Annotated in this window: 20 protein-coding genes and 1 other RNA gene; 8 read left to right on the top strand and 13 right to left on the bottom strand. The window is 60.1% G+C overall.

Features of this window, described 5'->3' with window-relative positions; genetic code table 11:
- Nucleotides 1-32: 32 nt before the first annotated feature.
- From I6L38_RS04220 to I6L38_RS04230, 3 genes are all read right to left on the bottom strand, one after another.
- Nucleotides 33-1,487, bottom strand: a complete 1,455-nt coding sequence (locus tag I6L38_RS04220; RefSeq protein ID WP_019839587.1) for a SulP family inorganic anion transporter — start codon at nt 1,485-1,487, stop codon at nt 33-35.
- A gap of 305 nt (nt 1,488-1,792) precedes the next feature.
- A complete protein-coding gene (locus tag I6L38_RS04225) occupies nt 1,793-1,969 on the bottom strand; it encodes a hypothetical protein (RefSeq protein WP_005298942.1) in 177 nt (58 codons plus the stop codon).
- A gap of 334 nt (nt 1,970-2,303) precedes the next feature.
- On the bottom strand, nt 2,304-3,635 hold the full coding sequence (locus I6L38_RS04230) for a D-serine ammonia-lyase (RefSeq protein WP_216989569.1): 1,332 nt from the start codon (nt 3,633-3,635) through the stop codon (nt 2,304-2,306).
- Nucleotides 3,636-3,992: 357 nt separating this feature from the next.
- Here I6L38_RS04230 and dsdC point away from each other — a divergent pair, with 357 nt between their 5' ends.
- Nucleotides 3,993-4,946: a DNA-binding transcriptional regulator DsdC gene (gene dsdC / locus I6L38_RS04235; protein ID WP_216989196.1), complete on the top strand. Its 954-nt coding sequence runs from the start codon at nt 3,993-3,995 to the stop codon at nt 4,944-4,946.
- Nucleotides 4,947-4,967: 21 nt separating this feature from the next.
- Here the strand turns inward: dsdC and I6L38_RS04240 are convergent, their stop codons facing one another.
- A complete protein-coding gene (locus I6L38_RS04240; RefSeq protein ID WP_216989197.1) occupies nt 4,968-5,249 on the bottom strand; it encodes a hypothetical protein in 282 nt (93 codons plus the stop codon).
- Nucleotides 5,250-5,529: 280 nt separating this feature from the next.
- The gene (locus I6L38_RS04245) at nt 5,530-10,728 is read right to left on the bottom strand and encodes a RecQ family ATP-dependent DNA helicase (RefSeq protein ID WP_216989198.1); all 5,199 of its coding nucleotides are present in this window, start codon (nt 10,726-10,728) and stop codon (nt 5,530-5,532) included.
- Between the two features lie 219 nt (nt 10,729-10,947).
- Between I6L38_RS04245 and I6L38_RS04250 the strand changes: the two genes are divergently transcribed.
- Nucleotides 10,948-11,613, top strand: coding sequence for a bifunctional 2-polyprenyl-6-hydroxyphenol methylase/3-demethylubiquinol 3-O-methyltransferase UbiG (locus I6L38_RS04250; RefSeq protein ID WP_043170116.1), 666 nt, complete (start codon nt 10,948-10,950; stop codon nt 11,611-11,613).
- Nucleotides 11,597-12,658 carry an HNH endonuclease gene (locus tag I6L38_RS04255; protein ID WP_216989199.1) on the top strand — a complete coding sequence of 354 codons (1,062 nt, stop codon included), beginning with the start codon at nt 11,597-11,599 and terminating at the stop codon, nt 12,656-12,658. Before I6L38_RS04250 ends, I6L38_RS04255 begins: the two co-directional genes overlap by 17 nt.
- 77 nt (nt 12,659-12,735) lie before the next feature.
- On the opposite strand, the gene ssrA is transcribed toward I6L38_RS04255, so the two are convergent.
- Together ssrA and smpB are read right to left on the bottom strand one after the other, a co-directional pair.
- Nucleotides 12,736-13,095, bottom strand: a transfer-messenger RNA (tmRNA) gene (ssrA, locus tag I6L38_RS04260).
- A 179-nt stretch (nt 13,096-13,274) separates the two neighbouring features.
- Nucleotides 13,275-13,763 (bottom strand): SsrA-binding protein SmpB, encoded by a 489-nt coding sequence (gene smpB, locus I6L38_RS04265; protein ID WP_017766150.1) that lies wholly within the window; start codon nt 13,761-13,763, stop codon nt 13,275-13,277.
- Between the two features lie 169 nt (nt 13,764-13,932).
- Between smpB and I6L38_RS04270 the strand changes: the two genes are divergently transcribed.
- Entirely contained in the window at nt 13,933-14,367 is a 435-nt protein-coding gene (locus I6L38_RS04270; protein ID WP_201988454.1) for an SRPBCC family protein, read from the top strand.
- The gene (locus I6L38_RS04275; RefSeq protein ID WP_017766151.1) at nt 14,360-14,707 is read left to right on the top strand and encodes an RnfH family protein; all 348 of its coding nucleotides are present in this window, start codon (nt 14,360-14,362) and stop codon (nt 14,705-14,707) included. Before I6L38_RS04270 ends, I6L38_RS04275 begins: the two co-directional genes overlap by 8 nt.
- Nucleotides 14,708-14,790: 83 nt before the next feature.
- Here the strand turns inward: I6L38_RS04275 and I6L38_RS04280 are convergent, their stop codons facing one another.
- The 3 genes from I6L38_RS04280 to yiaY all read right to left on the bottom strand — a co-directional run bounded on the left by I6L38_RS04280 (nt 14,791) and on the right by yiaY (nt 17,177).
- On the bottom strand, nt 14,791-15,426 hold the full coding sequence (locus I6L38_RS04280; RefSeq protein ID WP_216989200.1) for an NAD(P)H-binding protein: 636 nt from the start codon (nt 15,424-15,426) through the stop codon (nt 14,791-14,793).
- Between the two features lie 124 nt (nt 15,427-15,550).
- Nucleotides 15,551-15,889: an outer membrane protein assembly factor BamE gene (locus tag I6L38_RS04285; protein WP_011705347.1), complete on the bottom strand. Its 339-nt coding sequence runs from the start codon at nt 15,887-15,889 to the stop codon at nt 15,551-15,553.
- A gap of 136 nt (nt 15,890-16,025) precedes the next feature.
- The gene (yiaY, locus tag I6L38_RS04290) at nt 16,026-17,177 is read right to left on the bottom strand and encodes an L-threonine dehydrogenase (RefSeq protein WP_216989201.1); all 1,152 of its coding nucleotides are present in this window, start codon (nt 17,175-17,177) and stop codon (nt 16,026-16,028) included.
- Between the two features lie 391 nt (nt 17,178-17,568).
- Between yiaY and udp the strand changes: the two genes are divergently transcribed.
- On the top strand, nt 17,569-18,324 hold the full coding sequence (udp, locus tag I6L38_RS04295; RefSeq protein ID WP_005298967.1) for a uridine phosphorylase: 756 nt from the start codon (nt 17,569-17,571) through the stop codon (nt 18,322-18,324).
- 119 nt (nt 18,325-18,443) lie between these two features.
- On the opposite strand, the gene I6L38_RS04300 is transcribed toward udp, so the two are convergent.
- Nucleotides 18,444-19,208 carry an RluA family pseudouridine synthase gene (locus I6L38_RS04300; protein WP_216989202.1) on the bottom strand — a complete coding sequence of 255 codons (765 nt, stop codon included), beginning with the start codon at nt 19,206-19,208 and terminating at the stop codon, nt 18,444-18,446.
- 164 nt (nt 19,209-19,372) lie between these two features.
- Between I6L38_RS04300 and rihA the strand changes: the two genes are divergently transcribed.
- Both rihA and I6L38_RS04310 read left to right on the top strand, forming a co-directional pair.
- Complete coding sequence (gene rihA, locus I6L38_RS04305; RefSeq protein ID WP_216989203.1) at nt 19,373-20,308, top strand: pyrimidine-specific ribonucleoside hydrolase RihA; 936 nt, start codon at nt 19,373-19,375, stop codon at nt 20,306-20,308.
- A 34-nt stretch (nt 20,309-20,342) separates the two neighbouring features.
- On the top strand, nt 20,343-20,813 hold the full coding sequence (locus I6L38_RS04310; protein WP_005298971.1) for a hypothetical protein: 471 nt from the start codon (nt 20,343-20,345) through the stop codon (nt 20,811-20,813).
- Nucleotides 20,814-20,921: 108 nt separating this feature from the next.
- Here I6L38_RS04310 and I6L38_RS04315 read toward each other — a convergent pair whose 3' ends face one another.
- Both I6L38_RS04315 and I6L38_RS04320 read right to left on the bottom strand, forming a co-directional pair.
- Nucleotides 20,922-21,218 carry a helix-turn-helix domain-containing protein gene (locus tag I6L38_RS04315; RefSeq protein ID WP_005298972.1) on the bottom strand — a complete coding sequence of 99 codons (297 nt, stop codon included), beginning with the start codon at nt 21,216-21,218 and terminating at the stop codon, nt 20,922-20,924.
- Nucleotides 21,215-21,745 carry a DUF1523 family protein gene (locus I6L38_RS04320; protein ID WP_010634531.1) on the bottom strand — a complete coding sequence of 177 codons (531 nt, stop codon included), beginning with the start codon at nt 21,743-21,745 and terminating at the stop codon, nt 21,215-21,217. Before I6L38_RS04320 ends, I6L38_RS04315 begins: the two co-directional genes overlap by 4 nt.
- Nucleotides 21,746-21,918: the final 173 nt, after the last annotated feature.

The raw sequence follows: 21,918 nt of genomic DNA on the forward strand, positions 1-21,918 counted from the left end.
TTATGGGCGCCTGGCGCCAAAGCGGCGTTCGGTCAGGTCGCCGGGGCAAAGCGGCCGAGCAGGGCTGCGCTGGCGTCGCTCACGCCTGTCAGCTGCACTTCGGTGCCGGCAGCCTCGAAGCGGCGGCGCACCGTGGTCAGGGCCTCGGCGGCGCTGAGATCCCAGAAGTGGGCGTCACTTAAGTCGATCACCACCCGCTCAAGGGATTCGCCGGTGTCAAAGCCGGCGCAGAACTGCTCGGTGCTGGCGAAGAAGACCTGGCCGTGTACCCGGTAGGTGCGGGTGGCGCCGTGGCGCTCGCTGTCGCTGTGCACCAACAGGGTACGCGCCACCTTGTGGGCGAAGAAGAGGCAGGCCAGCAGCACCCCGGTCAGCACCCCGAGGGCCAGGTTGTGGGTCACCACCACCACGGCCACCGTGCTCAGCATCACCAGGTTGGTGGCCAGCGGCGTCTTGTGCATGCGCAGCACCGAGCCCCAGGAGAAGGTGCCGATGGATACCATGATCATCACCGCCACCAGGGCGGCCATGGGGATCTGGCGGATCCACTCGTCCAGGAACACCACCATGACGATGAGCAGGGCCCCCGCCACCAGGGTGGAGAGACGGCCGCGGCCACCGGATTTCACGTTGATGACCGACTGGCCGATCATGGCGCAGCCCGCCATGCCGCCCATCAGGCCGGCGGCGATGTTGGCCAGCCCCTGCCCCTTGCACTCGCGGTGGCGATCGCTGCGGGTACCGGTCATCTCGTCGACGATGGCGGCGGTCATCAGGGATTCGAGCAGTCCCACCACGGCTAGGGCGGCGGAGTAGGGGAAGATGATGGCCAGGGTCTCGAGATTGAGGGGTACGTCGGGCCACATGAAGACCGGCAGGGTGTCCGGCAGGGCGCCCATGTCGCCGACCGTGCGCACCTCGAGGCCGAGGCCGACGCTCACCGCGGTGAGCAGCACGATGCACAGCAGCGGCGAGGGGAGCAAAGTGCCGATGCGCGGCAGGCGCGGGAACAGGTAGATGATGCCAAGCCCGGCTGCGGTCATGGCGTAGACCTGCCAGCTGACGTTGGTCAGCTCCGGCAACTGGGCCATGAAGATGAGGATGGCCAGGGCGTTGACAAAGCCGGTCACCACCGAGCGCGAGACGAAGCGCATCAGGGCGCCGAGGCGCAGGTAGCCGGCCAGGATCTGCAGCAGGCCGGTGAGCAGGGTGGCGGCCATCAGGTATTGCAGGCCGTGCTCGCGCACCAGGGTCACCATCAGCAGGGCCATGGCGCCGGTGGCGGCGGAGATCATGGCCGGGCGGCCGCCGGTGAAGGCGATGATGACGGCGATGCAGAAGGAGGCGTAGAGCCCCACCTTGGGATCGACGCCGGCGATGATGGAGAAGGCGATGGCCTCGGGGATCAGGGCCAGGGCCACGACCGTGCCCGACAGCAGATCCCCCCTGACGTTGCCAAACCACTCTTGTCTGATGCGCTCACGCATGGATTGTTCTCGCTCGTTGCTGGCGCTCTGGGCGCGCGTTGTCGTTATGGGCGCGGTGGCCGCGCGGCGCGCGACTCTAACAAAGGGGAGGGGCAGGGGCAAGGCGCGAACGTGCCGATGTGACGCCAAATTGCACATGGCAGGCGGCCCTGCCCGGTAACCTGTTGAAAGGATGCGGGCAACGATATGAAGCAGGCAGGCAGATCTGCGCTGTCATGGCGAGAGCACAAAGGAGGCGAGGGGAAGAAGGGGCTGGATAAAAGAGAGCCTTGCAGTTTGGGGCTGCAAGGCAAGGATTCGGATGATTAGGTGGTTCGTTCCAGATGGTGCTGGTAGATCTGCTGCCATTTGTCCTGCTCGGCCTCATCCCCCTGGGTCTGCCAGAACTCGCAGATGGAGCTGGCGAGTTCGGATGCCATGGCGTGGTCCCCATCGCGGCGACTCATCAGATATTGTCCCAGCCAGCTTTGATATTGTTTCATTGCCCGATCTCCTTATCTCGTGTGTCTTGCTGACCGCCGCCAGGCTTTGTGCCGGACGGGGCCTTCAGGCCACGGTTTTTCTGCATGCCTTTGATGGTTGTGATCAACGGATTAGGTCGCGATCTCGCCCGAACAGGGCGCCAACGTGGGTGCAGATGTCAAAAAACGGTCACTATCGTATCACAAAATAACCAGCTTGGGGGGATTGTCAGCAATTCAGGGTGTCCAGCTGTCTGGCCGTCCACTTTATATGCACCCGAACATGCACGCCATCTTGCTGATCTCACACGAGAAAAACCCGCCAGTCTGGCGGGGTTTATGGCTGAAAAAAAGATCAGAAGCGGGCGCTGGCCAGGTACTTTTCCATCTCCTCGGCGGGCACCATACCGCCGCCGGTGGCCCACACCAGGTGGGTGGCGCTGGCCATCTTGGCGACATCCAGCCCCTGACCGGCCTGCCACTCAAGGTCAGCCGCGACGCGCCACGGGCCTGCCATGCCAGCCAGCGCAGAAGGTTCCAGCTTGATCTGCTCATCGCGGGCCAAGAGTCCCAGCAGGTCGTACATCTCCTGATCGCTCAGGGTGTAGAAGCCTGCCAGCAGCCGCTCCATGGCGCGGCCGACGAAACCGGAGGCGCGCCCCACCGCGAGGCCGTCGGCAGCGGTGAGGTTGTCGATGCCAAGGTCTTGCACCGCAATGGCATCGTGCAAGCCGGTGTACACCCCGAGCAGCATGCAGGGGGAGTGGGTTGGTTCGGCAAACAGGCAGTGAACGTTGTCCCCAAACGCGAGCTTGAGGCCAAAGGCCACCCCGCCGGGGCCGCCACCGACACCGCAAGGCAGGTAGACAAACAGCGGATGGTCGGCGTCCACCACAATCCCCATGTCATCAAACTGCTTTTTCACCCGCTCACCGGCCACCGCATAGCCGAGAAACAGGGTGCGGGAGTTCTCGTCGTCGATAAAGAAACAGTTGGGGTCGCGTTCGGCCTCCTTGCGGCCCTGCTCCACCGCCACCCCGTAATCCTCGGCGTATTCCACCACGATGGCGCCATGTTCGCGCAACTTGCGCTTCTTCCACTCCCGCGCATCGGCGGACATATGGACGGTGACGCGAAAGCCGAGGCGGGCGCTCATGATGCCGATGGACATGCCAAGGTTGCCAGTGGAGCCGACCGCGATGCTGTACTGGCTGAAGAAGTGGCGGAACTCGTCCGTGAACAGCTTGCGATAGTCGTCCTCTTCGCAGAGCAGACCGGCCTTGATGGCCAACTGCTCGGCATGGGTCAGCACCTCGTAGATACCGCCGCGTGCCTTGATGGAGCCGGAGATGGGCAGGTGGCTGTCTTTTTTGAGCAGCAATCGACCGGCGACCTCAACGCCGTAACGCTGGTTGAGAGTGGCCTGCATCGCGGGAATGGTTGCGATCTCGGACTCCAGAATGCCCTTGCTGGCGCGGGTCTCGGGGAAGGCTTCACACAGGTAGGGGGCGAAGCGGGCCAGCCGGGCGGAGGCTTCCGCCACGTTGTGGCCATCCAGCCCCACATAGGGCAGACCTTCCACCAGGGGGGTGGCCCTGGGGTTGAACCAGCTGACCGGTTCCAGCGCGATCAGGGATTGCAGCAGCGGAAACTGCTGGGTGAGGTGTGATACGTCGATGTTTTTCATGGTGTTCTCGGCTTCGTCATTGAATTCGGGCATGCAGGTGCCAGCAGGGTTGCGCCCACGATGGCAGAGCTGGCACAGAGCCATGGGGTCCATGATGGCTGTCGGCCGGGGGCGCCGAGCCCTGTTGAGGCGCTCATGGCGCACCCCGGCATGGGAATAAGGCTGGCGTTATTCAATGCCAATGAGGTGGCCGTGACAAATGATGAAATGAGCGTCTTGGATGAGCTGGATTGATGCAAGGGTGCTGCATTCATCACATTGTTGACCTGATGGTGATATTGGGTGGTGTGAGCTGATGCAAGGGGACGCTTTTTCGGTATCATCGGCGCATGTGTTGAAGGGGGCAATGGGGGCGTCATGTATAAGCAGGATCACCAGGTGGCGAGAAGCCGTATCGCGGGAAGCAAGTTGCTCAACGGCTATCAACTGGCCAGGCTGCACACCTTCGAGGCGGCAGCCAGACACGGCTCCTTTGCGCTGGCGGCTGACGAGCTGGCGCTCAGCCCGAGTGCGGTGAGCCACAGGATTAGCGCGCTGGAGGAGGATCTTGGCTTCAAGCTGTTCCAGCGCTTTCACCGCAAGGTGGCGCTGACGGCAGACGGGCAACGGGTGTTCTGGGCACTCACCTCATCGCTGGAGTTCATCAACCAGGAGATCCTGGAGATCCGCCATCAGGAGCTGTCGGGCCCCCTGACCGTCTTCTCACGCCCCTCCATTGCTCAGTGCTGGCTGGTGCCGCGACTGGCGGATTTCGCCCGTCAGCATCCCCAGATCGAGCTCAACGTCATGACCGGCAACGAGAACATCAACCTGCATGGCTACGGCATCGATCTCGCCCTCTGCTTCGATGACAAGACGCCTGCGCGGCTCGCCATCCACCCGCTGATGGACGAGTACATGGTGCCGGTGTGCAGCCCTAAGTATGCCGAACAGCACGGCCTGCTCGGCAACCCGGCCAACCTAGCGCACTGCCGCCTGCTGCACGATCGGCAAGCCTGGAGCCAGGATTCCAACGATGACGAGTGGTCCGGTTGGGCCGAACAGTCCGGCGTTTCGCTTTCGGCATGCAGGGTCAGCATGGGGTTTGATCGCTCCGATCTCGCCATCATCGCTGCCATGAACCACGCCGGGATCGCCATGGGACGCCAGAACCTGGTGAGCCAGCGGCTGGCACGGCGCGAGCTGGTGGCCCCCTTCCCGGACATGGCGGTGCGCTGCGCCCAGCGCTACTACATCGCCACCCTGCCCAATTGTCAGAACCCCAAGGCGCAAGCCTTCATCGACTGGGCCTGCCAGCAGGCAGGGGTCTGAGTCAGCCCTTGCGCAAACAGGCTAGCGAGGCTGTGCCAGAGCACTTTCCACATAGAGATAGCCAATCCCCATCACCTGCTGGGCGCGGCTGAGCTGGCCAAAACGGATGTGGGTGGCGTTGACGGCATCGCTGCAGTCGAACGGGTTGGCACCGGTCTGGTGGATGATGGTCTGCAGCCACTCCTCGCCAAAACCGCAGCTGCGGCCATAGAGCCAGATGCGGTTGGTGTTGAGGATGTTGAGGAAGTTGTAGAGGCTCAGGCCAATGGCACGGGCTCCTTCGTCCACCATGGCCCGGATCATGGGATCCCCCTGCTGATAGCGTGCCAGCAGCTGGGCTGTGCCGACACGCCCCTCTGCCAGTGCTGCGGGATCCGCCCCCTGCTGCTTGAGAAAGGCCCGGGCCCGCTTCTTGATGGCCGAGAGGGAGGCGACCGTCTGTCTCCAGACAGCCGTCGCGGCCGTAATTTATGCCATGCTGGCAGTACCTTGCGATCTGCAAAATGAATACAGATATGGCTCTTGATGGGCCATCTGTTGAAAACTGCCGTTGGTCTCCGTTTGGCCGTACTGTGCGCAGATGTTACAGCTCCAGTTCTATGATGGGGATCTCCCAGCGCTCGCTGCGGATATGGGGTTGAAACTCCTCTTTCTCCTGCTCTTTGCACCGCTCCACCAGGGCGATCACCCTGGCTTCGCGGATGGTATTCATATCGAACCGCCAGGTCTCTTCTCCTTGCTGTGAGAGGCGGGCTATCTCGTGACTCTGGTGATAGACGTGAAGCTTGTTGTTTTTATCGGGGGCAATGCGCACTGAATCGCCAACCTTTAGCTGACTGAGGAGCCGGTGGATACGGTGGGTCCCGTTGCTGCGCCCTGCATACCCCAATACCAGTTGCGACATGCCCATCATGGCAAAGCGGCGTTGTCTGTTCGGTCTTGTTGCGCTGGGAATCTGCGTGAAGCAGTGGGGGGCGATCAGTGGAATATGGGGGTTACGTTGATCCTGGCGAGCCATGAGAACTAGCCTGTCGATGGCGCGGGTCATCCCCACATAGAAGAGGCGACGCTCCTCTTCCAGGTTACCGGCCGATAGCTCTGTCGCGCGTTGCCAGCCACCGTCGAGTAGCAGCACATGGCGATACTCTTCCCCCTTGACCCCATGCACGGTACTGAGCAGCACTCCCTTGCCGAAGCGGATCTGGCGTCTTTGCTCGCTCAGATATTCGTAGAGGAACATCAGAAAGTGGTGGGCCGAAAGAGCATGCTCCCCCTGGCTGGCTTGCCACTGAGCAATCAGACTGTGCAGTAGCGCCTCCCAGCGGTTGGCTTGGGCAAGCGGGGGGAGGGGGGCTGCAAGTTGGTCGGCCGTTAGCAAGGTATGGCCTTGCTGTTGTAGCCAACCTTGGTAGCGTAAGATCTCACGGCAGCGATGCACGGGGAAACCATTCTCTTTATCCAGGGTGAAGCGGCAGGGAATGTCGGCATCTGCCAGTGCCGAGCGAACCCAGGCTAGCTCGTCTTTCTCCAGCCCGTTACGGGCCAACACGACAATAGACTCCAAAGGGCAGGTGGGATCCTTCTCACGGATGAGCGCAATATGTCTCACCACTTCAGCGGCTTGCTGGGCCGCATCCTGACACTGCTGGATGATGACGCGGCCTTGTGCGGTCTCCAGTCCCTCCCAGAGCCCCCCGGCTACCTCAATCTTGCGCCGGTCGTCGATCTCGATGGGGTGCCTGCGCTTCATGCGATCCTGATTGTGCTCAATCAAGCGGTTTGAGGTGTTGATGATGTGGGCGGTGGAGCGGTAGTTCCAGGTCAGAAAGTGAGTTTGGGCGTTGTAGTCTTGCTCAAAGCGGCGAATAAAGCTGACATTTGCCTCACGAAAGGCGTAGATCGATTGGTCATCATCCCCCACGGCCATCAGATGCAGGCGGGCCTCTTCATCTTCCTCACTCTTGCCTACCAGTGCTGCGATAAGTTGGTACTGCTGTTCATCTATGTCCTGATACTCGTCGACGAGCAAAAATTGCAGTCCCCCTAGCAGGCGCTCCCGCTGCTCTTCGAGCTCGAGGCCGAGCTGACTCTGCTCTCCCCGCAAGAGCTTGATGGCGTCATCGATGATGGCGGTGAAGTTGATATCGTCCGAGGTGCGGTTCTGCACTGCATTGCCTGTAAGGCTCATGGCCAGGCCATGGAAGGTGAAGACCGAGACCCTGGCACCATCGCGTCCCAGCAGTTCGACCAGGCGGCGGCGCAAGGACATGGCCGCGTTGTGGTTGTAACAAAGCAGCATGATCTTGGCCGGGTCGACCTGTTTGATCCGCAGTAAGTAGGCGCAGCGGTGAATGATCACCTTGCTCTTGCCCGAACCTGGCCCTGCCAGTACCAGCAAGTTTTGCTCGGGCGGGGCTTGAACTATTTGCTCTTGTGGTCGGTTGTGCAGTTCTTCCACGATACGCTTCCAGGAGTGTTCACTGGTCGCCAGCTCTAACACCTTGCCTCTTCCCTTGAAGTAGTGGCCGAGGAACTTGTCAGCTTCCATGGAGAAGTAGTCGGTCACCAGATCCCTGGCTTTCTTGAAGTGCTCAAGACCAATGCGGGCATATTCGTTCATCACATGGATCTGAATAACCTTCTGGCGATAGTGATGTTCGAGGGGTTGATAGTCTGCCTTGTTGTACTGTTGCTGGCGCTCCGCCGTCAGAGTCAATGTCATGGCCGTGCGGAAAACGGCGAGGCCATTTTGTAGCACAATGGCATGCTGCTCGTGCAGATAGAGCAGTGCTCGCTCAGACCCCTTGAGTAGCCACTCCTGTTGGCTGCTTGCCTCCCGCTTGCCCATCAGTTGGGCCACATCCATATCTTCGCGCAGATATTTGATTAACTGTTCTAGGGCGAACGAGATCATGACCTGACGTTGGACACTCTCTTCACTGCTGGCTAACTGGGTGTAGAGAAAGTCGAGCGCTGCCCCGGTAACGGCATGGCGCTGATCGATGGTTTGCTCGATTTGGGACCAGGTGCGGTTGAATGTTATCTGGTAGTGGTCCCGGGAGAGGTATCTCACATCAATTGCACCTTTCTCTCCACCCGAGCGGCCATCTTGGGACCAACTGGTCAACAGGTTACGTAGCAAACCAGGGTTACATTGCTCATGGCCCTGCTCCTTGATGGCCTGGTTGAGGAGTCGCATGTTGAGGGGGTGACCGATGTTGGGCTCGGGGGCAGGCAATTGTTCCCGCAGGGTTGCGAACATCGCCTTTTCAATGCTGTGTACCTGGCCACAAAGTACCCGGGCGTTGTCTTTCCCCTTGGGGCGGATCCAGGCGGTGAGCAGCATGCCTTGCGAGAGCAATCCCACATCCGCCATTTGAGTGAGCACGCGCATCACTTCACTGGCTTGCACTCCGCTTCCCTGATCTACCATGTACTGGCCCGCCTCTTCGGCAATGGTGTCGGCACTGAGTCCATCGTCGTCATCTGCATTGATGAGCGCTTGAATAACGGCTTGCCAGATGGCTTTAGCCTTGGGGGCAAGTTTCAGGGTATCAACCCGTTTCATGGCCTCTTCGGTGGAGGTAAACAGGGGACGGCCCTGAAACACCTGGGTGATATTGTCGCTGCGTTCCAGATATCCGGCTCGCTCGAGCCAGGCGATAGCCGTCTTGACCTTGGTGTCGGCATTGTTGTCGTCGGCGGCGAAGCTGGTCTCTACTTCGGGCTGATTGATGAGTTCGGCGCTGGTCGCAACCAGCGGTGCCGGGTTCTCCTGCCGGTTTCCCTTGTTGGCTCTCACTCGTATCCCGCGCAGTATCTGTTTGATGTCGCGCAGGCTGACTTCACTCATGGCCTCGAGTCGGAACTGCTTCTCTATATCCTGCTCATCAAACAGCAGAACACAGTGCGCCTGATGCGTGTCGCGGCCTGCTCGACCCGCCTCTTGCAGATAGTTTTCGAGGGAGCCGGGAATGTCAGCGTGGATGACCAATCGTACATCGTCTTTGTCGATCCCCATGCCAAAGGCATTGGTTGCACAGATGACCCGGATCTCGCCATTGATGAATTGCTCCAGGGTCTCCTTCTTTTGGGCGCTGTCCATGCGGGCATAAAAACGGGCGACAGTGAGGGACTGTTGCTGGCCAAGAAAGTCGGCTAGCTCATCGACGCTGCGTTTGGTTGCGCAATAGATAACGCAGGAGCCAGGCCTGCCCTCACCGAAGAACTGCTCGAGCAGATTGAGAATATGGCCCTGTTTATTAAGCCCGGGACATTCGATCACCTGGTACTCGAGGTTGGTGCGCTCCACCCCACCTTCGAGTCTGAGTAGTGGTCGGGTCTGCTTATCGAGAAACTGATCGCAGATATCTTGAATCACATCCAGCTTGGCCGTGGCGGTGTAGCAAAAGACGGGGGGAACCTGAACCTGTTGCTCAGTGGCAATGGCGGCGATCGCCTTGGCGCAGTAGAGATAGTCGGGTCGAAAATCATGGCCCCATTTCGACAAGCAGTGCGCCTCGTCAAACACCCAGCCACCGACCTGACGCTGCCGTATGGCCTGTTTTACGGTACGGTTGCGAAGCTGCTCCGGGGAGATGTAGAGAAGCGCAATGTCCCCCATGCGGATCTGCTCTAGGATCGCACCGCGTTCGGGCAGGGTGAGCAGACCGGAGATGGCGGCCACCCCTTCGATGCCGGCCTTGAATTTAAGATTGTCCACCTGATCCTTCATCAGTGCCTGCAGCGGCGAGATGACGATAGTGAGGGCGCCACTACGCTGATTGCGGACCAGGGCAGGGAGTTGGTAGCAGAGCGATTTGCCACCGCTGGTAGGCAGGATCCCAAGCAAGGGCGTGCCTGCCATCGCCTCTTCGACCAGGGTTTTCTGCAGTGGCTCTCCGTTAGGCAGATTACGGAAATCATCGAGTTCAAAGATACGCTGCAGATGACCGCGTGCATCGTGGTTTTCCTGGCAGTAGCTGCAGTCAGCTTGGCCACAATGGTGTTCACGAACTGTGTTGATGATCTCTGCCGTTTGAGGGAAACGGCGCCAAATCCAGGGGGGCAACACTGAGTTACCGCCGGAAACCGGCAACCAGGCGCAGGCATAGGCCAAAGGCAACAGCAGCATGGGTTGGTGCAGGGCATCGCCAATTACCCGGCTAAGTTGATTCGGGCATGCCTTCTCATGAGCAATGCTCTTAATTAGGGTGGGCAGTTCGGAGACCCTGACTAGAGGTCTACCCGTTAACCGGGCAAACACCAGGGAGAGTCCCTGAGTATTGAACTGCGCCGTGACGCCTTGACTAAAAAGATATTGATAGAGCTGCAACTGGGGTAGAGGCAAGTTCTGCAAGGCTGCCAACTGTTCGGAGAAGATCTGCAACGCGAGCCTTGCATCGGCGACCGGATCGTTAAGGGTATCTCGTACCAGCTTGTAATCCTTCACCAGGCGATGATAGGGATTCTTGGGAAAAGCGAGAGGCGATAGATAGAGGGTATCGATGACCGGCTTATCGAGAAGCAGTTGTGGACGTACAGCCTGTTTGGCCAGCCAAGGGAGATCAAAATCGAGAATGTTGTGGCCAAGGATCAGGTCTGCGTCTTGTGCCAGTGCATTGAGTGCCTTGATGGAGAGCTCTTGCGGCCCTTTGAGATTGAGCTCACGTTCCGCCAGGAGCGCCCCTAAGTGACGCAGTTTTTCATCTCGGGTCAGTTCAAGATCAAAGGAGAGAATCTTGTCATCCCCAAACGGGGTGACGACAACAAGGGGGTTCATCAATAGCCATCTCCATCTGGCGTTGACCTCTCATTGCGATAATAAGTGCCAAGAGATCAGTGAGTTGGATGAATATTACCCGAAATATTGAACGGTGCCATCATTTGGAGCCCCTGGCTGCGGTTCTTTTGGCGGACTCCCGGTTTTGTAAATGCCTCTGTCCCTTAATCGTTCATGTTTGGAAAGTGTTGTACTAGTCATGGCCAACTCACTGATCCTGTGAGATTATTTTTCTTCCTTTCCCGATTGGAACGCATCGTGTCTCTCGCTTACTACCAGTACCATGCCCACGAACTGGCAGCCCGTTATCAGCAGCTCCCGGCCCGTGCCGTTCATGGTGACTGGCTCACATTGCTGGAACCTTGGCTGATGGTGGCCCCACGCAGACTGCTTGACGTAGGGGCGGGCAGTGGACGGGATGCAGCTTTTTTGGGTGGCCTGAACCCTGGCCACCATGTGGTGGCGGTCGAGCCTTGTCACGCCTTCAGTGCGTTGGGTCAACGCTATACTCGCACGCTAGCGGTGACGTGGGTTAATGATTCCATGCCAGCACTCTCTCATGTAATCGGCCCTTTTGATCTGATCCTGCTCAGTGCGGTCTGGATGCATTTGTCTTTGGCGGATCGCCCGCTGGCCTTGGCTCGTCTTGGTGAGCTGCTCTCGCCACAGGGTTATCTGGTGTTGAGTCTTCGCTTCTCCGTATCAGAGCAGGAGATGCGGGAGCGGGCTATGTTCCCGGTGAGCCTTGAGGAAGTTGAATGTCTGGCATGGAAGGAGGGGCTGACGATCCTCCACGCCTCGGCCCTACAACAGGATGTCATGGCTCGTGGTGAGCTAAGTTGGCAGAGCCTGATCCTGGGGGGAACACATGCACGCCTCCCCTGAGCAACAACTTGCCTTTATCGCTTATCTGCAACGCATTTTCACCGAAGGCGATTTTGTGGCTACTTACAAGTGTGCCTTGCTGCACGGGATTGCAGATATCGCCATCGGGCGCAATGCCGATAACCATGAACTGGCAGCGGCCCGTACCATCACGCTGGATGAGCTTGCAGCCAAGTTTGTTGAGCTCTACTGGCAGCACTCTCTACCTTACTCGGCAACGGAAGAAAGTGCTGCCTTGCTCAAGCAGAGCAGCGGGCGTCAGGCAATCATGCTGACGGAGTTGTCTCGGCTGCGTGAAGAGGGGGTGAGTTCGGTGACCGCTTTGCGGGACCATTCTGCCTGGCGGCCTCTCCTTGCCCGAGTGCGGCGTATCCTGATTGAAGGCCCGTTATGGCGTTTGCAGATCCTGGGAGGTCAGGAGGTGTGCCACCTCTATCCTCATCGCAAGGGGGCGGATCACATTTGCCTGAACCCCGGTATTCTCTACTGTCTTCATCGCTTTTACGATCTGGTGGTTTCCCTCTCCCGACAACATTGGTTGCAACTTATCTGCGATATAAAGGGCAATCAGGGGCTGATTGGCCCCAGTGTGGGGCTGGAAGATTTTCTCTTTGGTTCACGCCGGCAGGGGCTGGGACGAGTGGGGAAAGTACTGAGAGAGTTGCAGGGGGGAACCTGCTTTTACTGCCGCAAGGCGATACAGGGGGCTGGCGAGGTGGATCACTTCATCCCCTGGCGCCGTTATCCTCTCGATCTGGGTCACAACTTCGTGCTGGCACATGCCAACTGCAATCGCAGCAAGCGAGACTTCCTCGCAGCGCCAGAGCATAGGGATGCCTGGTATGAGCAGAATATTGTGATGCATGGAACACTCCTCACCGACGAGCTCGGGCTTTTGGTGGGGGTTGATGCCGAACGTTCTACCGCTATTGTGACCTGGGCCTATCAGCAGGCCGTTCGCGAGCAGGCTCGGTTGTGGCGGGGCATTGACGAGTTTGTTGACGTTACTGTGCCTGGGTTGGATATTTCCATGCCTTCTTGGTGAGGCGTGAATCTTTTTAAGCGTCAGGATGCCGGATATAAAAAGGGCCACCTCTTGCGAGGTGGCCCTTTCCAAACGTTTGGTGGAGCTGGGGGGATTTGAACCCCCGTCCAAAATTACTACATCCTTGGCACTACATGCTTAGTCACTCTTTACATTCGCCAACCCGCTGCGGAGAGACACGCCACGAATTAACTAGCTCGATTGGTTTTAATGCTTCCGCCCCGAGCAGGACTTCCACACGATCCTGTGAAGGATGACCTTCCGATTCCCTAGGACACAGGCAAGCTAGGGTAGAAGGGCTCTGCGCAGGTTATTAAGCTGCCAGTGCGTAGTTTTCGTCGTTTGCGACTATTTTTTTGCGGTTTATTAACGAGGCCTACCGCACCTCGGCATGCACCTTGGGTTTCGTGAATCTTGTCGAATCCAGAATCAGCCCCAAGTTGTTAAGAGGGATTGTACGCAAAAATCCTGCCATGGCAAGGCGTTGATGGTCATTCCCGCAGGGAGCTGCTCCGTTTGCCGATTTATTGTGCGCACGCCTGGCGGGAGCGGGTAAGCGGCGGGCCGGAAAAGAAAAAGTCCGGGCAGGAGCCCGGACCTTGCAGCATCAAGCGGATTAGCCGCGGTTCTTGTTCTTCATGATGCGGGCTTTTTCCCGATCCCATTCGCGGGCCTTGGTGTCTTCGCGCTTGTCGTGCTCTTTCTTGCCCTTCACCAGGCCGATTTCGACCTTGACCCAGCACTGTTTCCAGTAGAGGGCGAGCGGCACGATTGTATAGCCCTGACGGGCGATCAGACTTTCGAGCTTGTCGAGTTCACGACGGCTCAGCAGCAGTTTGCGGGTCCGGGTCGGGTCGCACACCACGTGGCTGGAGGCAGCCTGCAGTGGCAGGAAGCTGGAGCCGAACAGGTAGGCCTCGCCATCGCGGAAGATGACATAGGCTTCGCTGATGTTGGCCTTGCCCGCCCGCAGGGATTTGACTTCCCACCCTTGCAGGGACAGACCCGCTTCGATCTTCTCTTCGATGAAGTATTCGTGACGCGCGGTTCTGTTGAGTGCAATGGTGTTGGACCCGGCTTTGTTTTTACTGTTTTTTTTGCTCATGACGGGCGATTTCCGGCAATGACTGGGAGGAGGGCATTATACGTGGGCAAGGGCGGCTGTAAAACGCGCAGCGGGTCAACTGATGGCTTTATGAGCAGTTTGACCGAGGTTTTACCTCCAAAAGCGCAAACATGGTGATAAAATCGCGGCGATTGGATGAGGAAAAGCCATGCCCCGTATTACTCGCAGTGCCCTGGTGATGTTCAGCGCAGAACAGATGTTCAGGCTGGTCAATGATGTTCACGCCTATCCGGAGTTCCTGCCCGGTTGTGTCGGCAGCCGTGTCCACGAGACCGGCGATGACTATATGACGGCGTCGGTCGATGTGGCCAAGGCCGGGATTGCCAAGACCTTTACCACCCGCAACCAGCTCGAGGCCAACCGGCAGATCAAGATGGAGCTGGTGGAGGGGCCCTTCAGCAAGCTGGCGGGCTGGTGGACCTTCACCCCGCTGGACGTGGATGCCTGCAAGGTGGAGTTCGATCTCGACTTCGAGTTCACCTCCAAACTCATCGAGCTGGCGTTTGGCCAGATCTTCCGCGACCTGGTGAGCTCCATGGTGCTGGCCTTCTCCAACCGCGCCAAGGTGGTGTACGGTGCCTGATCAACTCAATATCGAAGTGGTCTATGCCCTGCCTCAGCAGCAGACAGTGCTGCGGCTGCGGGTGGCGCCGGCCACGACGGTGCAGGCCGCCATCGAGCAGTCCGGCATCATGAGCAAGCATCCCGAGATCGATCTGGCGGTCAACAAGTTCGGCATCTACAGTCGACCAGTCAAGGGTTCCGAGTTGCTGCAAGATGGCGATCGCATCGAGATCTACCGCCCGCTCATCGCCGATCCCAAGGAGATGCGCAAGAAGCGCGCGGAAAAGGCCAAGGAGGAGGGGCGTGCCGACGTGGTGACCGGCGGCCGGCCCAATGCCAATCGCAAACAGTCAGACTGAGAGCCTCTGGCTCGACACCGCATCTAAAAAAGGCGCCTTGGCGCCTTTTTTGATCCCGTCATCCCGCCAAGCGGGGCGCTTCGTTACAGCTGGAGCAGCCACTCGTTCTCGACCACTTCGCAGCCGGCGGGCTGGCAGGAGAGGGTTATCATGGCGCGGGCCACCTGGCTGGCCTTGATGGCGCGCCAGCGGCGCAACCTGCCTACCAGCAGTGGCTTCAGCAAGGGGTAGATGGCCTGGAAAAACTGCTCCGAGCGGCGCGGCGGCTGGCGATCCCCCAGCAACATGGCGGGGCGCACGATGGCTAGCCGCTGCCAGGGCTGGGCCAGCAGGGCCTGCTCCATCTCCCCCTTGGTACGGGGATAGAGGGCGGGGGAGTGCGGGTTGGCCCCCAGGCTAGAGACCACCACCAGCCGCTGGCAGCCGTGGCGGCGGGCCAGCTCGGCAAAGGCCAGCACATAGTCGAGATCGACCCGGCGAAAGGCCTCGGCGGAGCCCGCTTCCTTGCGGGTGGTGCCAAGGCAGCAGAAGGCGAGATCCACCAGCTCGGGCAGATTCACCTCGGCCAGCATATCGAAATTGACCGGCAGCCAGTGGTGGGCGGGCTGCTGCTCTCCTGGCTTGCGGCAGAGCAGGGTCAGTTCATGCTCCGCGGGCAGTTGTCGCACCAGCTCGCGGCCGATGAGGCCGCTGGCTCCGGCGATCAGGATCCTGCTCATGCTGCTCTCCCTGTGTGATTGAATCGAGGCCAGTATTGGGCGAGGGGCTGCCCTCTGCAAGGGGGTAATGGGTGGCCGGCGGCAATAAAACAAAACCGGCGCGAGGCCGGTTTTGTGGATGGGATCAGAGCGGGGTATGGAAGGCCGCTGGCAGCGGGAAGTCGCCGGTGACCGTGGCCAATCTGTCATTGGCAAAGGTCAGGGTCAGCTCCTTGCGCTCTTTTTCGCCGCGCCCCGGCTGGAATTCATAGAGGTAGTACCAGGTGTTCGGGTCAAAGCCATCGCGCAGCATGGCAGAGCCCAGCACGAACTCGACCTGCTCGCGGGTCATGCCCTGGCGCAGTTTGTCGACCTGTTTTTGTTCCACATAGTTACCCTGGGGAATATCGATGCGATAGACCAGGCTGCAACCGGACAGGGTGAGGGCGGTCAGGGCCGCGGCAATCAGGTGTTTCATCCGCATATCGAGTTCAGATCATCCATTCAAGTCTTTTTAAGCTCGGCAAATCATACCGGCTCCCTCTACGGAAGTAAAAAGCCATTGATCCATCAGCCAATAAAAAGGGCCGCCATGCGACCCTTTCTGCCCATTGCGCCCCTTACATGGCGGCGCGGAAGATGGCGACGATCTCGTCGTGGCTCGCCTGTTTCGGGTTGGTGAAGCCACAGGCGTCTTTCAGGGCGTTCTCGGCCAGCACGTTGAAGTCGTCCGCCTTGACGCCGAGCTGCTCCAGCCCGGCCGGGATCTTGACGTCGCGGGCCAGCTGCTGGATGGCGGCAATGGCAGCGGCAGCCCCCTGCTCATCGGTCATGGCGCTCACATCCACCCCCATGTGACGGGCCACGTCCTTCAGGCGAGCGGCGCACACCTGGGCGTTGTAGGCCTGTACGTGGGGCAGCAGCACGGCGTTGCACACCCCGTGCGGCAGGTCGTAGAAGCCGCCCAGCTGGTGGGCCATGGCGTGCACGTAACCCAGGCTTGCGTTGTTGAAGGCCATGCCGGCCAGGAACTGGGCATAGGCCATCTGCTCGCGGGCGTGCAGATCGTCGCCGTGGTTGACGGCGGTGCGCAGGTGTTTGGCGATGAGCTGGATGGCCATGATGGCGCTGGCATCGGTCACCGGAGTGGCGATGGTGGAGACATAGGCCTCGATGGCGTGGGTCAGCGCATCCATGCCGGTGGCGGCGGTGAGGCCGGCGGGTTTCGCCAGCATCAGCTCGGGGTCGTTGACCGACATCAGCGGGGTGACGTGTTTGTCGACGATGGCCATCTTCACGTGGCGGGCCTCGTCGGTGATGATGCAAAAGCGAGTCATCTCGGAGGCGGTGCCGGCGGTGGTGTTGATGGCGATGAGCGGCAGCTGCGGCTTGGCGGAGCGATCCACCCCTTCGTAATCCTTGATGCTGCCACCGTTGGCAGCCACCAGGGCGATGCCCTTGGCGCAGTCGTGGGGCGAGCCCCCCCCCAGCGAGATGACACAGTCGCAGCCATTGGCCTTGAGCATGGCCAGGCCCGCTTCCACGTTGGTCATGGTCGGGTTGGGTTTGGTCTCGTCGAAAACTGCGCTTTCAATGCCATGTTCTGTCAACAGGCCGGCCACTTTGGCGACCACGCCAATCTGATTGAGGATCTTGTCGGTGACGATCAGCGCCTTGCGATGGCCATAACCCTTGATATCAGCTGCCGCCTCTTGCAGGCAGCCTGCCCCCATCAGGTTGATTGCGGGAATGTAGAACTTGAATGTCGCCATGATGGACTCCGTATGATTAGCCATTAAGTGGTATACGGGCGCCAACATAGCACCGTCAGGGGGGATGAAAAGGGGTCAATAGTATCTGCTTTGCAACTTTATGGACTCGATCACGTACCGGAAACATGGGCCGCGACAGGGATTGACAAGCGCGCTAGCCTGTTCGCGAGCAGAAAAACGTTTTTCAATTAATTCATCAAGTTAGCAAACGTTTTGCGCCGAATTTGTGGCTGTCAATGCAAGGAAGTGTGAGATGCTTCAAGGAATTGGAAAGCGCTTTCGACCATAGTTGGCGCCTCCCCGACGAGGGGAGTGAAGGCTTGAAAGTACCATAAAGAATCACCTTAACTTGCCCCTGACCATGCTGGTGGGGAGCAACCAGGAGTCCACTATGTCTGATGTATTTCACTTGGGTTTGAAAAAAGCGGATCTGCAAGGCGCCACCCTGGCGATCGTTCCCGGTGACCCCGAGCGCGTGAAGCGCATCGCAGAACTGTTGGATAACCCGGTGCACCTGGCCAGCCATCGTGAATTCACTACCTGGCGTGGCGAGATGGACGGCAAGGCCGTGATCATCTGCTCCACCGGTATCGGCGGCCCGTCCACCTCCATCGCGGTGGAAGAGCTGGCTCAGCTGGGCATCCGTACCTTCCTGCGCATCGGCACCACCGGCGCCATCCAGCCGCACCTGAACGTGGGCGACGTGATCGTCACCACCGGCTCCGTGCGCCTCGACGGTGCCAGCCTGCACTTCGCGCCGATGGAGTTCCCGGCCGTGGCCGACTTCGACTGCACCACTGCGCTGGTCAACACCGCCAAGGAGCTGGGTTCCAAGTTGCACGTGGGCGTCACCGCCTCTTCTGACACCTTCTACCCGGGTCAGGAGCGCTACGACACCTTCTCCGGCCGCGTGGTACAACGCTTCCAGGGTTCCATGAAAGAGTGGCAATCCATGGGCGTGCTGAACTTCGAAATGGAGTCCGCGACGCTGCTGACCATGTGCTCCAGCCAGGGCCTGCGCGCCGGCATGGTGGCCGGTGTCATCGTGAACCGTACCCAGCAAGAGATCCCGAACGCCGAGACCATGGCGAAGACCGAATCTGATGCCATCAAGATCGTGCTGGGCGCCGCCCGCAAACTGATCTGATAGCCCTCTTTGTAACAAAGAGTACCGAGTGGGGGGTGGGGGCCGTTGCGAAAGCACGGCCCCTATCTTTATCCGCCGTTTACCGCTTTTCCCCTTCTCCTTTTCCCCTCTTTTCTGCGTTACCCCTGTTGCCCCGTCATGGCCGCCAGCGCCTGCTCAAAGGGCGCCTCACAGCGGATCTGCATCGGCTCGCCACTGATCGGGTGAGCAAAGTCGAGTTCACTGGCGTGCAGCATCAGCCGCGGCGCCTGCTCGCAGCCGGGCGGCAGCAGACCGCCATAGAGATCGCAGCCCAGGATGGGGTGGCCCAGCTGCTGGCTGTGGATGCGCAGCTGATGGGTGCGGCCGGTCTCCGGCACCAGCCGCACCGAGGTCAGCGGCACAGTGTCGCCCTGTACCTGGCAGATCAGGCGCGTCATCACCTGATAGCGGGAGCGGGCGGGCTTGCCGCTGACGGCGCAGATGCTCATCAGCGGAAACAGCGCCGGATCCTTGGCGATGGGGGCATCGATCACCCCCGCGTCTTCGGCCAGATGGCCGCACAGCAGGGCGCTGTAAGCCTTGCTCACCGTGCGCTGGCTGAACTGGCGGCAGAGCAGGGCGTTGATGGCCTTGTTCCTGGCCACCAGCATGATCCCCGAGGTGCCAAAATCGAGGCGATGGACCAGGGCGCAACCGGGATAATCTTGCACCAGCCGGTGGTGCACCGAGTCGAGGTTCTGCGGGTTCTTGCCCGACAGGCTCAGCAGGCCGCTCGGCTTGTTGATGAGCAATAGGTGTTCATCCTCAAACAGGATCTCGATGGCGGCCGCACAGGGCGGGGCGATGAAGGTGTCGATGATGGCGGACATGGGGCGCACGGTCTGAAAAGGGAGGGGGATCATACCCGAACCGGCGGGGCGCGGCGAATAACTGCAGAAGCGGCCCTCGTTTTGTGGCTAACTGCTTGATAAGGCGGGAAAGGGGCCATTTTGTGACCCCTTCCAGAGTTAATGCAGCCGCGGCTTGCTAAGGTATGGCTCCCTGTCATGTTGTAAGGAGCCTGTCCATGGCGTTGCCCGTTATTCTCGATTGCGATCCCGGCCACGATGATGCCATCGCCCTCATCCTGGCGCTGGCCAGCCCCGAGCTCAAGGTGCTGGCGGTCACCACCAGCGCCGGCAACCAGACGCCGGACAAGACCCTCAACAACGCCCTGCGCATCCTGACCCTGCTGGGGCGTGACGACATTCCTGTGGCGGCGGGGGCTCCCAAGCCGCTGGCCCGCGAGCTTATCATCGCCGACAACGTCCATGGCGAATCGGGGCTCGATGGCCCCAAACTGCCGGCTCCCGCCTTTGCCCCCGTGGCCATGACCGCCCTGGAGCTGATGGCCAAGTGCCTGCGCGAGAGCCCTGAGCCCGTGACCCTGGTGCCAACCGGCCCGCTCACCAACATCGCCCTGCTGCTGGCGGCCCACCCCGAGCTCAAGCAGAAGATCGCCCGCATCGTGCTGATGGGCGGTGCGGCGGGAGCCGGCAACTGGACCCCGGCGGCGGAGTTCAATATTTATGTGGACCCGGAGGCGGCCGACATGGTGTTCAAGTCGGGGCTCCCCATCACCATGTGCGGGCTGGACGTGACCCACGAGGCGCAGGTGATGGACGAGGACATCGAACGGGTACGCGCCATCACCAATCCGGTGGCCCAGTGCGTGGCCGGGCTGCTCGACTTTTTCATGATCTACCACCGGGATCCCAAGTGGGGATTTGCTGGCGCGCCGCTGCACGACCCCTGTACCATTGCCTGGTTGCTGGCTCCCGCGCTGTTCCACGGGGTCGAGTGCCGGGTCGATATCGAGACAGGCGGCACCCATACTAGCGGCATGACGGTGGTGGATCGCTACGGTCTGACCGGTAAGCCGGCCAATGCGCTGGTGCTGCTGGGGCTGGATCGGGCGGGCTTTATCGATCTGCTGGTCACGCGGCTGCGGGCCTTTGACTGAACGCAGTTCCACTCTTGCAAGAAGGGGCGAAGCGATGTGGAAGACAGGGCTGGCACTGTTGGCCGGGTTGCAACTGACGGGGTGTGCCACGCCGTTCGAGTCGATGTGGCAGGGGCTGGCGACCTGCGAGCTGGATGATCTCTATCTCGACAGCGAGACCGGCAAGCCGGCGCACCCGCAGCTCAACCACTACACCCCCTACAAGGTGGCGGACGGCTTCGCCTGGTACAAGACCCGCCAGGAGTTGCACGGCCTGCCCATCAGTGGTTTTCTCATTCCGGCCTCCACCTTCGAGGTGCACGCCCTGTTCGTGGATACCCCCATCGCCAACGCGCGCCGGCTGACCCACAACGCCTACGGCAGCGAGTTTTCCGACGAGCAGAAGCATGACGAGGGGTTGGCCCCCCTGTTGCTGCGCGATCCCAACAACCCCAAGCGCTCCATCATCGACTGCACCCGGGGCGAGAGCCAGGAGTCGCTGCCGGAGGAGCCTTTCCCCGAGTAGAAACAAGGCCGACGCCTTGGCAGAGATAAAAAGAGGGCCAGCCTTGTCGGCTGGCCCTCTTTTTATCTGGCGGATTGGTCCCAGTCACAGACGATCAAGTCTGTGGTTTCAGGGGTAACCCAGCGTCTCCTTGATAACCGGCAGCTGGGCTTTTATCCAGGCCGGGTTGATGGGCCCCCAGTCACTGATGCGGTAGTGCCCCTGCAGATGGCGAGCCCCCTCGGTCTGCTCGAAGCCGCAGCTGATGTCCAGCTCGGCCAGGGCGCTGAGCGTATCCTGCGCGGTGCGGCGCGGCATACCGGTCGCCTCCATGATGGCCGGCACCGTATCCGTGCCCTGGCTGATCAGCCAGGCCACGTAGAGCCGCCGATAGAAGCTGGTGCGCGTCTTGCTCGGCTCACTCATATCTCGTCCTCGAGACGATCGAAGTAGCGCCAGGTGGCGATGGCAGCCTTGCCCATCACCAGGGCCCAGATGCCGAACCAGAACCAGCGGAAGAAGCTCCAGGTGGAAGCGTCGGGCTCGGTGCTCTCAATCTTGGTGACGTTGGGGAACATGGAGAACATGTTGATGCGCCAGCCGTAGGAGGTGATGATGGCCAGCCGTTTTTCGAACTCCATCGACTTGGCCTTGGCCTGCACGTCGGCGGCGTTGAACTTGAAGTAGAAGGGCCAGCCCCACTCGGTGTCTTCGTTGCGGAACACGCGGATCTTCTCGCCGGGACGCTCGGTATAGATGTAGTAAACGTCGGTGGTGGGGCCGTCGGCCGGGTTCTTCTGGCTGATGGGGCCATCCTTGTCGGTGCGTTTCACCTCCACCCCTGTGATGGTGGCGATGGTGTGTTCCGGCAGGTAGTAGTCGAGCCAGATGGCGGTGACGAGGGCGATGAGCCCGAGGCCGATGAAGGCCGGTTTCTTGAAGGACAGCTTCATGATGATCTCGCATGAGGGGGAGTGACGTGCCTCTACCATACCCATATTTGGTGAGGTAGCCCAGCCCCCAATGAAGCCTGATCATAAAAAATAGCGTTTAAAACAATAACAAGTCGTCAGCGTCATTAACAGAGAGGCCCCGCGTGCGGGGCCTCTCTGTCTGGTCAGCGGGT

The organism is Aeromonas sp. FDAARGOS 1408 (genome assembly GCF_019048665.1).
Lineage (GTDB): Bacteria > Pseudomonadota > Gammaproteobacteria > Enterobacterales > Aeromonadaceae > Aeromonas > Aeromonas dhakensis.